Below are 13,853 nucleotides of genomic sequence, written 5' to 3' on the forward strand. Positions count from 1 at the left end.
GCAGGATCGGGGCATGCTGACGATCGGTCAACTGGCGGCGTACGCCGGTGTCACGGTGCGGACGGTGCGGCACTACCACCAGATCGGGCTGCTGCCCGAGCCGGAGCGGGACGCCTCGGGTTACCGGCGGTACGGCCCGACGGCGGCCGTGTCCCTCATCAAGATCCGCACTCTCGCCAACGCCGGTGTACCGCTGTCCCGGATCAGTCAGCTACTCGAAGCCGATTCGGCGACCTTCGCGGAAGCGATCCGCGGGATCGACGGTCACCTGCGGGAAGAGATCGAACGGTTGCAGACCAGCCGTAGGCAGATCGCGCAGCTCGCAGCCGGGGACGGTCTGACACTCCCCCCGGAGGTGACCGCCTACCTCGATCGGCTCCGGGAAATCGGTGTGTCCGAGCGGGTGATGGCGGGCGAGCGGGACGGCTGGATCCTGGTCGCCGCCCACTGGCCCGATCACATCCGCGAGTTCATGCCCGGCAAACTCGCGCAGCTCGACGACCCGCGGGTCGTCCGGCTCTACCGGGTGCTGTCGGAGATCCTCGACGGCGGCGACGACGACGACCCACGCTTGGGGGAGGCCGCCGACATCATTGCCAACCTGGCTGAGCAGGCGTACGCCGCCGGCACGTTCGAACCCTCCGATGGGGACTACCAGGACCTGATGCACGACCTGCTGGACGCGCTCGCCGTCGAGGCCGATCCCCGGATGCAACGACTGCAGGAGTTGTTGCGTGAGCGTGGCTGGACCGGTTGGAACCGGATGGAGCGGCTGGCTTAGCCGCCCTGTTGATTGTCACCTTTTCGGAGCCGGCGTCGGGTCGTCGGTAGGCTGCCGGCATGCGCATCGATGCCCGAGGTCTGTGGTTCGACGTCGCCACCGGTGGTCCTGAGCAGGGCGAACCGGTGCTGCTGCTGCACGGTTTCCCGCAGCACTCGGGTGAGTGGGACGACGTACTGCCGGCCCTGCACGCCGCCGGTCTGCGCAGCTACGCGCTGAACCAGCGGGGCTACTCGCCACAGGCCCGGCCCACCCAGGTCGAGGCGTACCGGCTGGGTGAACTGGTCGCCGACGCGGCTGCGGTGCTGGACGCCCTCGGGGTGCCCGCCGCCCACGTGGTCGGGCACGACTGGGGTGCGGTCGTCGGGTGGGCGCTGGCCGCCACCCACCCGGACCGGGTACGGACCCTGACCGCGGTCTCCGTGCCGCATCCGGCGGCCATGGCGTACGCGTTGACACACGACCCGCAGCAGAAGGCGCGCTCGGCGTACATGGTGCTGTTCCGGAAGCCCGGGGTGGCGGAGAAGACGTTGCTCACGCTCGGCGCGGCCGGGCTGCGGCGGTTGCTGCGTGGCGTCGGCGACGCTGCCCGGGTGGCCGCGTACGCCGATCCGATGCGTGAGTCGGGTGCCCTGACCGCCGCGTTGAACTGGTACCGGGCGATGTCGAAGTCGGATCTGGCGGCGGTCGGCCCGGTGCCGGTGCCCACCACCTTCGTCTGGAGTGACGGTGACGTCGCCATCGGGCGGGTCGCCGCGCAGGCGTGCGCCGCTCACGTGACAGGGGATTTTCGATTCGTCGAACTGGCCGGGATCACCCACTGGATCCCGGACGAGGCGCCGACGCCGCTGGCCGAGGCGATCCTGGCCCGGGTCCGCCCGGCGGTTTGAGCGGGCGGAGAGCGGGCACGGGAGATCCCGAACGGGTTTCGGGTCGCGACCGGTGGGGCATCAGCGTGACCGCCGGCGGCGAGGGCCGGCGGAGCCCCGGAGGTCCGCAGTGTCGAAGGAAACCGAGAAGCAGCGGTGGCAGCGCAACTTCGCCGACCTGCTACAGGAATTGCGGGTCGCGCAGACCGGCGTGCAGATCCTCTTCGCCTTCCTGCTGACCCTGCCGTTCAGCGCCGGCTTCGACGACACCACCCAGTTTCAGCGGGACGTCTACATCGTCGCGCTGTTGGCCGCAGCCGGCGCGACCGCGATGATCATCTCGCCGGTGGCGTTCCACCGGGCGCTGTTCCGGCAGGGCCGCAAACCGGAACTGGTGCGCTTCGCCCATCGGATGGCCAGCGGCGGTCTCGGCTTCATGCTTGTCGCGATGGTGAGTTCGGTGCTGCTGATCACCGATTTCGTACTCGCCCGACCGATCGCGTTCCTGCTCAGTGCCGTTACCGGTCTGTGGTTCCTGACCCTCTGGATGATGCTGCCGTTCGCCCGCCGCAACTGGGGTGAGGACGACATCGACGACGACGAGGACCCGAGTGGCCTGAACCAGGGCTGAGTCGGCCGCTGCTGCGGATATCCGTGGCTACCTTTGGGTAACAAACGCGGGTAGCCTGCTGAACAGGCGGAACAGTCCGACTGTCCGGATCGAGCCCCCGGGGGTTTGCCGTGGCCATCGCCGAGAACCACCGTCCGTCAGCCACCGACAGCCGTAACGCCGACCTCGCGTCAGACGCGGCGGGCCAGGTGCCCGCGCCGGACGCGGCGGGCCAGGTGTCCGAGAAGGAGGCGCGTCAGGTCGCCGAGGCGGCCCGCCAGACCACCTGGGACCGGCCCAGCTTCGGCAAGGAACTCTTCCTGGGCCGGCTGCGGCTCGACCTGATCGATCCGTGGCCGCGACCGGATCCGGAGGAACAGGCCCGCGCCGAGGAGTTCCTCGGCCGGCTCCGCGACTACGTCGCCACCGAGGTGGACGGCGCGGCGATCGAACGCGACGCGCGGATTCCCGACGAGGTGTTCCAGGGGCTGGCCCGGCTGGGCGCCTTCGGGATGAAGATCGGCCGGGAGTACGGCGGGCTCGGCCTGAGCAACCTGCACTACTGCCGGGCGTTGATGCTCGCCGGCTCGGTCAGCCCGGCGATCGGCGCGCTGCTGTCGGCACACCAGTCGATCGGCGTACCTCAGCCGTTGAAGATGTTCGGCAGCGAGGAGCAGCGACGTCGCTTCCTGCCCCGGCTGGCCGCCGGCGAGGTCTCCGCGTTCCTGCTCACCGAGCCGGACGTGGGCTCCGACCCGGCCCGCCTGGCGACCACCGCCGAGCCGACACCCGACGGCACCGGCTACCGGATCAACGGCGTCAAGCTGTGGGCCACCAACGGCACCGTGGCCACCCAACTCGTGGTGATGGCCCGGGTGCCGAAGGCGGAGGGACGTCGCGGCGGCATCACCGCCTTCGTGGTCGACGGCGACGCCGAGGGCATCACGGTCGAGCGGCGCAACGCCTTCCTCGGCCTGCGTGGACTGGAGAACAGCCTCACCCGCTTCCACGACGTCTTCGTACCGAAGGAGAACGTCATCGGTGGCGAGGGCAAGGGGCTGCGGATCGCCCTGAGTACGCTGACCACCGGCCGGTTGTCGCTGCCGGCGATGTGCGTCGGCGCCGGCAAGTGGGCGTTGAACGTGGCCCGGGAGTGGTCGGCGGAGCGGGTCCAGTGGGGCCGGCCGGTGGGTGAGCACGAGGCCGTCGCCCAGAAGCTCTCCTTCATCGCCGCGACCACGTACGGCATGGAGACCATGCTCGACCTGTGCTGCCTGCTCGCCGACGACGACCGCAACGACATCCGGATCGAGGCGGCGCTGGTGAAGCTGTACGCCAGCGAGATGGCGTGGCGGGTCGCCGACGAACTGGTCCAGATCCGCGGTGGCCGGGGGTACGAGACGGCCGAGTCGCTCACCGCCCGGGGCGAACGCCCGGCCGCGGTCGAGCAGATGCTCCGTGACCTGCGGATCAACCGGATCTTCGAAGGCTCCACGGAGATCATGCATCTGCTCATCGCCCGGGAGGCGGTGGACGCGCACCTGTCGGTGGCGGGCGACATCATCGACCCCGACGCCGGGCTCGCCCGCAAGGCGAAGGCTGGTGCCCGGGCGGGCGCGTTCTACGCGCGGTGGCTGCCGACCCTCGCGGTCGGCAAGGGGCAGCAGCCCACCGGGTACGGCGAGTTCGGTCCGCTCGCCGGGCACCTGCGTCAGGTGGAACGCGCCAGTCGGAAGCTGGCCCGGTCCACCTTCTACGCGATGTCCCGCTGGCAGGGAAAGATGGAGCGCAAGCAGGCGTTCCTCGGCCGGGTGGTGGACATCGGCGCGGAACTGTTCGCGATGAGCGCGGTCTGCGTACGCGCCCACGCCGAGCGCGACACCAGGCCGGAGAACGTCGAACTGGCCGACCTGTTCTGCCGGCAGGCCCGGGTCCGGGTAGACGCCCTGTTCACCGCCCTGTGGGAGAACACCGACTCGATCGACGTGACGGCTGCCAAGCGCATCCTCGCCGGCCGCTACGCCGCCCTGGAGGACGGCGTCATCACCCCGCCCACCGACCTGCCCTGGGTGGCCCCCTGGACCCCCGGCCCCTCCACCGCCCCCTCCACCGCCCGCCGCCACCTCCCCCCACCCACCTGACCCCACCCCCACCCACCTGACCCCACCCCCACCCCTGACCCCACCCCACGCGGTCCCGCGCCAGCCCGTGTTGATCAAGAAGTTCTGGTCTGAATCGGCGCGATTCACGACTCAAACTTCTTGATCAACAGGGGAGTAACAGGGGAGTAACAGGGGAGTGGTGGGGTGGGGTGGGTGTGTCAGGGGGCTTGGGGGTCGCGGAGGCCTAGGCGGCGGAGTTCTAGGGCGGCCAGGGCGTTGACCGTCGCGTCGTCGCCGCGGCGCCACGCTTCGGCGACGTCGGGGGCGATCCGGGTGAGCTTGCGCAGCGGCTGGCCGGCCAGGGCGCGCAGGGCCAGCAGGTCCCGGCCGGCGGGTGCGGCGGCCAGTGTCGCCGCCGAGCCGGCCCGGCGCATCCAGCGCACCCGCAGCGGCAGCCAGCCGAACACCACAAGTCCGAGCGGCACGATCAGCAGCCCGACGGCCAGTGCCAGCGCCAACTGGTCGACCAACTCCTGCTGGTCGCGGCCGGCCTCGGCCAGCGAGCGAGCGGCACCGGCCGCCCGCTCGAAGGGTGCGGTCAGCTCATCGCCGACCAACGGCACCCGGCCGACCTTGCCGCCGGCTTCGGCGAGGTTGTCGGCAAGTCCGCCGCCCGCCCCTTCCAGCTTCTGTCCGGGTACGGCCAGTTTCTGCACCAGGTCGTGCAGCCACAGCGCGCCCCGGATCGTCGCGTACACCCAGGCGATGACGAGCAGATCGGTGAGCAGCTGTCGCAGCGCGGTCGGGAAACGATCAGCGTAGATCTTCACGCCGGACAGCCTGCCACGGACCCCGTCACCCGGCACCCCGACAGTCGCCCGTCAGCTCCCGCCGATCACACACTTCTGATCGTCAGCCCGCCGATCCGGGCGGCACCCGCAGTGACGCGACGAGGAAGACCGGCGGCCGATCGGTCAGCGGGCGCAGGTCGGGCAGGTGCCGAAGATCTCCAGGGTGTGACTGACGTCGGTGAAGCCGTGCTGCGCGGTGACCCGGTCGGCCCAGGTCTCCACCGTCGGCCCGGCGACCTCGACCGTACGGCCGCAGGCCCGGCAGACCAGATGGTGGTGATGCCCCTCGCTGCACCGGCGGTACAGGTGCTCGCCGCCCGGTGGGCGCATCACGTCGATCTCGCCTGCGTCAGCCAGCCCCTGCAACGTCCGGTAGACCGTGGTCAACCCGACCCGCTCGCCACGATCGCGCAGCATCGCGTGCAGTTCCTGGGCGCTGTGGAACCCCTCCGTCTCGGCGAGCAGCGCGCTCACCGCCGAACGCTGACGGGTGTTGCGAACGGCCGTACCACTGTCGCTCATGACGCCACTCCGCTCGTTCATGATCCCTCCCCGGCGTGGCTGACCGCGTCGGCCACGATGTGCGCGACGTGCTCGTCGACCAGGGTGTACGCGATCTCCCGCCCCCGCCGGGAGCCCCGGACCACGCCCGCCCCACGGAGCACCCGCAGGTGCTGGGAGACCAGCGGCTGGGCCACGCCGAGCTTGTCCACCAGCTCGTGCACGCAGCGCTCACCACCGGCCAGCTCGCTGACGATGGCCAGCCGGATCGGTGCCGAGAGGGCGCGCAGCAACTCGCTGGCACCCTCGTACGCGTCATAGCCGGATCCGCTGGTCACCCTGCAACGGTAACCAATACCGGCGGGCAGCTCGTGATCAGGATCCGCCGAGCACCACCTCGTGCGGCTCCGGAGCCGGCGCGGGTTGGGGTCGGGCCCGCCGGAGCCGGCGCCAACCGGCGGCCAGCAGGGTGACCACCACGAACGAGGCGATCGCGAGGACCACCACCGAGGCGCCGGGCGCGGTGTCGGCGACCGCCGCCATCCAGATGCCCGCGCCGCCGGCGAACAGACCCAATGCCATCGCCGCCGCCATCGTGCTGCGGAATCCCCGGGTGACCTGCTGCGCGGTGGCCACCGGGACGACCATCAGCGCGCTGATCAGCAGTACGCCGACCGCCCGCATGGCGATCGTCACCGTGATCGCCGTGGTGACCGCGAGCAGCAGGTTGAGCGCGCGCACCGGCAGGCCGGAGACCCGGGCGTACTCCTCGTCGTGACAGACGGCGAACAGCGCCGGCCGCAGCCCGATCATCGCGATCAGCACGGCCGTGCCCAGCACCGCGATGGTGGCGACATCCGTCCGGGAGGCCGTGCTCAACGCGCCGAACAGGTACGCGTTGAGATTGGAGCTGGTGCTGTCGGAGAGCCCGACCAGCACCACCCCGCCGGCGATGCCGCCGTAGAAGAGCAGCGCGAGGGCCAGGTCGCCGGAGGTACGGCCGCGTTCCCGGATCAGCTCGATGACGACCGCGCCGACGGTGGCCGCGATCACGGCCATGATCACGGGGGAGGTCTGGAAGAGCAGGCCGGCACCGACCCCGGTCAGCGCGACGTGCCCGATGCCGTCCCCGATCAGCGCCAGCCGCCGCTGCACCAGGTAGATGCCGAGCGCGGGCGCGGTGAGCCCGATGATCAGAGCGCTGACCAGCGCAAGCTGCATGTACTCGTACTGGAAGAGGTTCAACTCGCGCTCCACAGCCCGGCGGGCTCCTCGGGGCCGTGCGGATGCACGTGGTCGTGGTCCGGCGCCGCGTGGTGCCCGGCCGGCTCCGGCACGGCGCCGTCGTGCGCCACGAACCCCTGGTGTACGACGATCGCCCGGCCGATCACCGGGCGCAGCGGACCCAGTTCGTGGGCGACGAGCAGGACGGTGCCGCCGCCGACGGTGAAGTCGCGTAACGCAGCGGCGAACGCCTCCTGGCTGGCCGCGTCCACGCCGGCCGTCGGCTCGTCGAGGATCAGCAGCTCGGGCTGCCCGGCGAGGGCCCGGGCGATGAGCGTGCGCTGCTGCTGCCCCCCGGAGAGGGTGCTGACCGGGTCCTTCGCCCGGTCGGTCAGGCCGACGGCGCGCAGCGCCTCGGCGACGGCCTCCCGGTCGGCGCGCCCGGGCGGACGCAGGACTCCCCGGCGGGCCAGCCGCCCGGCGGCGACCACCTCGGCAACGGTGGCCGGTACGCCACTGCCGGCGCCGAGGCGCTGGGGGACGTACCCGACGCGGTGCCACTGGCGGAACCGGCGGACCGGTCGGCCGAACAGGGTCACGGTGCCGGAACTCAGCGGGACCAACCCGAGAATGGCGCGGATCAGGGTGGACTTGCCGGAGCCGTTGGCACCGAGGACCGCGACCACCTCACCGGCGGTCACGGTAAGCGAAACGTCACGAAGCACGGGGCGGCCGTCGTAGCCGACCACCCCGTGCGTGACGGTGATGACGTCAGGTGTCACGAGCAGCTCAACGCCGTCCTCAGGGTCTGCAGGTTGGTACGCATCACCGAAAGGTAGTCCCCGTCGCCCTCGGCTGACAGGCCCTCGATCGGATCCAGCACCGCGGTCTGGGCGCCGACCTCACGGGCGATGGTCTCGGCCACCTTCGGGCTGACAAGCGTCTCGAAGAAGATCGTGGTGGCCTGGTGCTCCCGGGCCTCCTCGGCCACCGCCGCCAGTCGCTGCGGGGACGGCTCGTCCTCCGGGGTGAGTCCGCTGATGCCGATCTGCTCCAGCTGGTACTTCTGCGCCAGGTAGCCGAACGCGGTGTGGCTGACCACGATCTCCCGACGCTGGCAGGTCTTCAGCCCTTCGGCGAACTCCGTGTCGAGCTGTTCCAGCTCGGTACGCAGGGTGGCGGCCCGCTGGGTGTACTCGTCGGCCCGGTCCGGGTCGGCCGTGCCGAGCCGCTCGGCGAGCTTGTCGCCGATGGTGGCCAGCCGGATCGGGTCGAGCCAGACGTGCGGGTCCTTGGCGCCGTCGGACGCCTCCTCGGCGTGCTGCTCCTCCTCGGCGTGCTCCTCGTCCTCGTGGCCGTGCTGGTCCTCCTCGCCTTCGTGGCCGTGGTCGTGACCACCGGCGGTGGCGTCCAGCAGGGGCTCCACGGTCGCCACGTCGAAGGCGCGGTCACCGGCCTGCTGCTCGACCGCCTCGTCCACGGCAGGCTGGAAGCCGTGCAGGAAGAGGACCAGTTCCGCCTCGCTGATCTGGCCGACCTGACCCGGGTTCAGCTCCAGGTCGTGCGGCTCGGCGCCGGGGCGGGCCAGGTTGGTCACGGCCACGGCGTCGCCGCCGATCCGCTCGGCGAGGAACTGCAACGGGTAGAAACCGGCCACCACGTCGACCCGCTGCGGGTCGGCGCCGGCCGGGCTGTCGTCATTCGAACAGGCGGTGACGCCGGTCAGGGCGAGCAGGGCGGCCGTGGCGGTGGCCAGGGCGCGCGGGGCGGAGCGGAAGGTCATGTCATCGACTCTCCGCGACAACGACAATGATTGTCAAAAACGCATGATTGCATGTCAGAGCAGCTTCACCAGACCGGCTGTGACCAGCAGGGTCAGCACGACCAGCCGGATCGCCCGGGTCTGCGGCGTCTGCACCGTCCAGGTGGTCACCAGCAGGGCCGCCAGCGCGCCGGCCAGCAGCAGCGTCAACAGCCCGCCGATCACGCCCGGAGTGAAGAACGCGACCAACGCGAGGACGAGGGTGACCAGGAACACCGTCGTCGGGTTGGTCCGGGCCAGTCGGCCGGCGATGCCAGGCTGCGTACGCTGCATTCCACAGACTCTACGAGGAGGAGAAGCCGGTGCTGGTGACCAACCGGTTCGTGGTCGACGAAGACGTCGCGGAGGCGTTCACCGCCCGGGCCCACGCGGCCCTCGCCGCGCTCGCCGCCCGGCCCGGCTACCAGCGCGGACAGCTGGTCCGGGCGTTGGACGACCCGCGGCACTGGTGCCTGGTCACCGAGTGGGAGTCGGTCGGCACCTACCGCCGCGCCCTCGGCGGTTTCGACGTGAAGATCACGGCAGTGCCGCTGCTCGCCGAGAGTGTCGACGAGCCGTCCGCGTACGAGCCGTTGGCGACCGCGGCGCCGGGCGGGGACGTGGTCACGGTGGCCAGCGACCGGGCTGCGGGTCCTTACCGCTGAGTCGCCGGGCACTACGCTGGCTCCTATGACCGCTCCCGGACCGGCAGCCCCACCACCAGACCCATCGCCGCCCGGCCAGCAGGGACCCCAGGCGGCGGACGAAAGCGGCACGCCGGCCGCCGGTCCGGTGCCGCCCGGCCCGCCGCCGGGTCAGGTGCCGTCCGGTCCGGAGCGGGGCGCTCCGGTGCCGCCGCCCGGGCCCGGGGTGGCGCCGCCGTTCGCGGCACCACCGACCGAGGGCGGTCGGTCCCGGCTGTGGCTCGGTCTCGGTGCGGGGGCGCTGGCCCTGCTGCTCTGTTGCGGTGGTGGCGGCACGGCGGTCGTCGGCCTGCTGGTCAGCGGGGTGCAGGCGATCGAGGAGCAGGGACGCACGGTCTCCGGCGACTACTACCGGGCCCTCGCGGACGGCGAGTACGGCCAGGCGTACGACCAGCTCTGCGAGGACGCCCGGCGGCGCGAGTCCCGGCAGGAGTTCGAACGCCGCTCCGCCGCCGAGCCGCAGATCTCCTCCTACCGGGTCGGCGAGGTGGACACCACCACCCTCACCGTGCCGGTGGAGGTGACCTACCGCGGCGGCGGCCAGGAACGCCAGCAGGTCGTGCTCGCACAGGATCCGCAGACCGGTGGCATGGAGGTCTGCGGAGTCAACTGACCGGTCGCAGGTAATGTGCTGGGTTCGGGACCGCGCCGGTCGTACCGTGGTCCCGAACCGTCCCCGCCGACCGTGACGTCCCCGCCGACCGCCAGTCGGCGTAGGAGGAAAAATGCCAGCCGACCGTATCGACGCCGTTGTCAGCCTCGCCAAGCGCCGGGGCTTCGTCTTCCCCTCCAGCGAGATCTACGGGGGCACCCGATCGGCGTGGGACTACGGTCCGCTCGGCGTGGAACTCAAGGAGAACGTCCGCCGGCAGTGGTGGAAGACCATGGTCCAGCAGCGCGACGACGTGGTGGGTCTGGACTCCGCGGTGATCCTCGCCCGGGACGTGTGGGCCGCCTCCGGGCACCTGGAGGCGTTCGTCGACCCGCTGACCGAGTGCCAGTCCTGCCACAAGCGGTTCCGCGCCGACCATCTTGAGGAGGCGTACGAGGCCAAGCACGGCCGCCCGCCGACCTCGTTGGCCGAGCTGAACTGCCCCAACTGCGGCAACAAGGGCACCTTCACCGAGCCGCGGATGTTCAACGGCCTGATGAAGACCTACCTCGGCCCGGTGGAGAGCGACGAGGGTCTGCACTACCTGCGGCCGGAGACCGCCCAGGGCATCTTCGTCAACTACCGCAACGTGGAGACGGTCGCCCGCAAGAAGCCGCCGTTCGGCATCGCGCAGACCGGCAAGTCGTTCCGCAACGAGATCACCCCGGGCAACTTCATCTTCCGTACCCGCGAGTTCGAGCAGATGGAGATGGAGTTCTTCGTCGAGCCGGGCACCGACGAGCAGTGGCACGAGTACTGGCTCGCCGAGCGCTGGAACTGGTACCTCGACCTCGGTCTGTCCGAGACCAACCTGCGCTTCTACGAGCACCCCAAGGAGAAGCTCTCCCACTACTCGAAGCGCACCGTCGACATCGAGTACCGGTTCCAGTTCGGCGGCACCGAGTTCGCCGAGTTGGAGGGCATCGCCAACCGCACCGACTTCGACCTGTCCACGCACAGCAAGCACTCCGGCGTCGACCTGTCGTACTTCGACCAGACCAAGCAGGAACGGTGGATCCCGTACGTGATCGAGCCGGCCGCCGGCCTCACCCGCGCGGTGCTGGCCTTCCTGCTGGAGGCGTACGACGAGGACGAAGCGCCGAACACCAAGGGCGGTGTGGACAAGCGCACCGTGATGCGTTTCGACCCCCGACTGGCCCCGGTCAAGGTGGCGGTGCTGCCGTTGTCGCGTAACGAGGCGCTCTCGCCGAAGGCGAAGCAGCTCGCCGCGGACCTGCGCAAGCGCTGGGTGGTCGAGTTCGATGACTCGCAGGCCATCGGTCGCCGTTACCGCCGACAGGACGAGATCGGCACCCCGTTCTGCGTCACCGTCGACTTCGACACGCTTGACGACAACGCGGTGACCGTGCGCAACCGGGACACCATGACCCAGGAACGGATCGGCCTGGACCAGGTCGAGCGCTACCTGATCGACCACCTTCCCGGCTGCTGATTCCCGCCCCCGCCCGGGCACGCCGGTCTGAACCCGGCGGCCCGGGACGGGTGCGACGGTCGAGCCGACTGGCATCCATGCCCAATGATGTCTCCAGGCGGGCGTATATCCGCACGGAGACGAAGGGCCAACGACGTGGAGCCGGAAGCACGCGAGGAGATCTTCGAGCGGGCGCGGGAGTACTCCACCCGGCCGGCGGGCTGGGAGCAGGCAGACGTGCTCTGGCTGCGGGTCATCGAGGCGTACCGGCAGGCCGTCGGGGGTGCCCAGGTCGACCGGCACGATCAACGTCAGCTGGCTCGGGCCCTGTGGCGGCACAGCATGGTGTTGGCCGCCATGGGTCGCCACGACCGGGCGAAGGAGTCGGGCCACGAGGCCGTCACGCTGTTCGCGGAGATCCATCAGGCGGTGGCGGCGGAGCATCCGGATCCGACCCAGCCACGCCGGGACGAGGCGCTGGGTGAGTTGATCACCGCGATGGTGGACTGCGGCGAGTCGGCGTTCGTGGCCGGCAGCCCCGAGGTCCGGCTGGAGTTGCTGGAGAAGGCAGTCGAGATCGGTCTGCACACCGCCGGTCCGCCGCCTGGCGCGGGGCCGAGCACCCGTGCGGCGATGGCCACCGCCTACCACAACCACGCGAACGCTCTGCTGCACCGCCACCAGCAGCAGGGCGCGGCGGCCGATGCCCGGGAAGCGGCGCTGGCCGGCTCCCGGGCAACGGAGCTGCGGCTGAAGGCGCTCGACCCGCATCAGCCGATCACCATCTGGGAGCTGGCCAACACGTACTCGATCTACGCGCACGCGCTGGTGGCCATCGGTGACGTCGAGCGTGCCGGGTTGGTGGTGAAGCAGGGCAGCCAGCTGACCGACTTGCTGGGTGCGGGCGGGACGGAGATCCAGCAGAAGCTGCGGGCGGCGGAGGCGCTGGTCCGGCAGGCGTCCGGTGGCGGGGGTCGCCGGTGGCCGTGGCGGCGGCGCTGACCACGGTCCCCGTACCCTTGAGCGGTGGAAACCGCCCTCCCTCCCGCCGCCGACCGGCCGTCGCTGCGCATCGGGCCGCACCAGGTGTGGCCGCCGGTGGTGCTCGCCCCGATGGCCGGCATCACAAACGTCGGCTTTCGGCAGCTCTGTCGGGAGCAGGGCGGCGGCATCTACGTCTGCGAGATGATCACGACGGTCGCCCTGGTCGAGCGGAACCCGAAGACGCTGCGGATGATCGCGTTCGGGGCCGACGAGCGCCCACGCAGCCTCCAGCTTTACGGCACCGACCCGGAGACCACCGCTGCCGCCGTGCGGATCGTGGTCGAACGGGACCTCGCCGATCACATCGACCTCAACTTCGGCTGCCCGGTGCCGAAGGTGACCCGGCGCGGTGGTGGCGCGGCCCTGCCCTGGCGGCGGCGGCTCTTCGCCCGCCTGGTGCGGGCCGCCGTGGACGCCGCGTCACCCGCCGGGGTGCCGGTCACGGTCAAGATGCGCAAGGGCATCGACGACGAGCACCTGACGTACGTCGAGGCGGGGCTCGCCGCCCAGGAGGCCGGCGTCGCCGCGGTCGCCCTGCACGGTCGTACGGCCGCGCAGCGGTACTCGGGCACGGCGGACTGGGACGCCATCGCCACTCTCAAGCAGGCCCTCGACGTGCCGGTGCTCGGTAACGGCGACATCTGGGAGGCCGACGACGCGCTGCGGATGGTGGCGCACACCGGGGTCGACGGCGTGGTGATCGGTCGCGGCTGCCTCGGCCGCCCGTGGCTCTTCGCCGACCTGGAAGCGGCGTTCAACGGCTCGTCGCAGCGCCGGCTGCCCACCCTCGGCGAGGTCGCGGTGACCATGCGCCGGCATGCCGAGCTGCTGGTCGAGCAGTTCACCGCCGGTTCCCGCACCCCGGCCCGGGGTGAACGGGACGGCTGCACCGACTTCCGCAAGCACGTCGCCTGGTATCTCAAGGGCTTCCCGGTGGGCAGCGAGCTGCGCCGCTCGCTGGCGATGATCGACAGCCTGGCCCAGTTGGACGACCTGCTCGGCAAGCTCGACCCGGCGGTACCGTTCCCGGTCGAGACGCTGGGGCAGCCGCGCGGTCGTACCAACTCACCGGGCAAGGTCTTCCTGCCCGACGGCTGGCTGGCCAGCCGCGACGACGACACCGTTCCGGAGGGCGCCGAGCTGGACGACTCCGGCGGCTGATCCCTCCACCCGCCTGCCGGCGGGGAGCCCAGCCAGCAACATCGGGGATGTTGCCGTGTCACGCCACGGCGAGGGAGCAACATCCCCGATGTTGTCGTATCCCGGGGTGGTTCGGGGAGAG

General features: G+C 71.1%; 16 protein-coding genes. 9 read left to right on the forward strand and 7 right to left on the reverse strand.

Features of this window, described 5'->3' with window-relative positions; all coding sequences use genetic code 11:
- The first annotated feature begins 13 nt into the window (after positions 1–13).
- The 4 genes from Vse01_RS23235 to Vse01_RS23250 all read left to right on the forward strand — a co-directional run bounded on the left by Vse01_RS23235 (position 14) and on the right by Vse01_RS23250 (position 4,401).
- Positions 14–781 (forward strand): MerR family transcriptional regulator, encoded by a 768-nt coding sequence (locus Vse01_RS23235; protein WP_093407666.1) that lies wholly within the window; start codon positions 14–16, stop codon positions 779–781.
- Positions 782–840: 59 nt separating this feature from the next.
- On the forward strand, positions 841–1,671 hold the full coding sequence (locus Vse01_RS23240; protein ID WP_093407472.1) for an alpha/beta fold hydrolase: 831 nt from the start codon (positions 841–843) through the stop codon (positions 1,669–1,671).
- 109 nt (positions 1,672–1,780) lie between these two features.
- A complete protein-coding gene (locus Vse01_RS23245) occupies positions 1,781–2,281 on the forward strand; it encodes a DUF6328 family protein (RefSeq protein WP_093407469.1) in 501 nt (166 codons plus the stop codon).
- A 110-nt stretch (positions 2,282–2,391) separates the two neighbouring features.
- Positions 2,392–4,401: an acyl-CoA dehydrogenase family protein gene (locus Vse01_RS23250; protein ID WP_373870705.1), complete on the forward strand. Its 2,010-nt coding sequence runs from the start codon at positions 2,392–2,394 to the stop codon at positions 4,399–4,401.
- Positions 4,402–4,580: 179 nt separating this feature from the next.
- Here Vse01_RS23250 and Vse01_RS23255 read toward each other — a convergent pair whose 3' ends face one another.
- From Vse01_RS23255 to Vse01_RS23285, 7 genes are all read right to left on the reverse strand, one after another.
- Positions 4,581–5,192 (reverse strand): hypothetical protein, encoded by a 612-nt coding sequence (locus Vse01_RS23255; RefSeq protein ID WP_093407661.1) that lies wholly within the window; start codon positions 5,190–5,192, stop codon positions 4,581–4,583.
- A gap of 144 nt (positions 5,193–5,336) precedes the next feature.
- Entirely contained in the window at positions 5,337–5,735 is a 399-nt protein-coding gene (locus tag Vse01_RS23260) for a Fur family transcriptional regulator (RefSeq protein WP_093407659.1), read from the reverse strand.
- A gap of 17 nt (positions 5,736–5,752) precedes the next feature.
- Positions 5,753–6,052, reverse strand: a complete 300-nt coding sequence (locus tag Vse01_RS23265; RefSeq protein ID WP_093407467.1) for an ArsR/SmtB family transcription factor — start codon at positions 6,050–6,052, stop codon at positions 5,753–5,755.
- Between the two features lie 37 nt (positions 6,053–6,089).
- On the reverse strand, positions 6,090–6,959 hold the full coding sequence (locus tag Vse01_RS23270; RefSeq protein ID WP_093407656.1) for a metal ABC transporter permease: 870 nt from the start codon (positions 6,957–6,959) through the stop codon (positions 6,090–6,092).
- Complete coding sequence (locus Vse01_RS23275) at positions 6,956–7,720, reverse strand: metal ABC transporter ATP-binding protein (RefSeq protein WP_093407464.1); 765 nt, start codon at positions 7,718–7,720, stop codon at positions 6,956–6,958. The genes Vse01_RS23270 and Vse01_RS23275 overlap by 4 nt, the downstream gene beginning before the upstream one ends.
- Positions 7,717–8,721, reverse strand: coding sequence for a metal ABC transporter substrate-binding protein (locus Vse01_RS23280; protein WP_093407461.1), 1,005 nt, complete (start codon positions 8,719–8,721; stop codon positions 7,717–7,719). Before Vse01_RS23280 ends, Vse01_RS23275 begins: the two co-directional genes overlap by 4 nt.
- Positions 8,722–8,775: 54 nt before the next feature.
- Positions 8,776–9,033 carry a hypothetical protein gene (locus Vse01_RS23285; protein ID WP_093407458.1) on the reverse strand — a complete coding sequence of 86 codons (258 nt, stop codon included), beginning with the start codon at positions 9,031–9,033 and terminating at the stop codon, positions 8,776–8,778.
- A 29-nt stretch (positions 9,034–9,062) separates the two neighbouring features.
- On the opposite strand from Vse01_RS23285, the gene Vse01_RS23290 reads away from it, so the two are divergent.
- The 5 genes from Vse01_RS23290 (at position 9,063) to dusB (ending at position 13,732) form a co-directional block, all read left to right on the forward strand.
- Entirely contained in the window at positions 9,063–9,404 is a 342-nt protein-coding gene (locus tag Vse01_RS23290) for an antibiotic biosynthesis monooxygenase family protein (protein WP_093407456.1), read from the forward strand.
- 154 nt (positions 9,405–9,558) lie between these two features.
- The gene (locus Vse01_RS23295; protein WP_093407654.1) at positions 9,559–10,056 is read left to right on the forward strand and encodes an Rv0361 family membrane protein; all 498 of its coding nucleotides are present in this window, start codon (positions 9,559–9,561) and stop codon (positions 10,054–10,056) included.
- Positions 10,057–10,168: 112 nt separating this feature from the next.
- A complete protein-coding gene (locus Vse01_RS23300; RefSeq protein WP_093407453.1) occupies positions 10,169–11,548 on the forward strand; it encodes a glycine--tRNA ligase in 1,380 nt (459 codons plus the stop codon).
- A gap of 135 nt (positions 11,549–11,683) precedes the next feature.
- The gene (locus Vse01_RS23305; RefSeq protein ID WP_093407451.1) at positions 11,684–12,529 is read left to right on the forward strand and encodes a hypothetical protein; all 846 of its coding nucleotides are present in this window, start codon (positions 11,684–11,686) and stop codon (positions 12,527–12,529) included.
- Between the two features lie 24 nt (positions 12,530–12,553).
- The gene (gene dusB, locus Vse01_RS23310; RefSeq protein WP_093407448.1) at positions 12,554–13,732 is read left to right on the forward strand and encodes a tRNA dihydrouridine synthase DusB; all 1,179 of its coding nucleotides are present in this window, start codon (positions 12,554–12,556) and stop codon (positions 13,730–13,732) included.
- The last annotated feature ends 121 nt before the right edge of the window (positions 13,733–13,853 follow it).

The sequence above is a fragment of the Micromonospora sediminimaris genome, assembly GCF_016863575.1.
Lineage (GTDB): Bacteria > Actinomycetota > Actinomycetes > Mycobacteriales > Micromonosporaceae > Micromonospora > Micromonospora sediminimaris.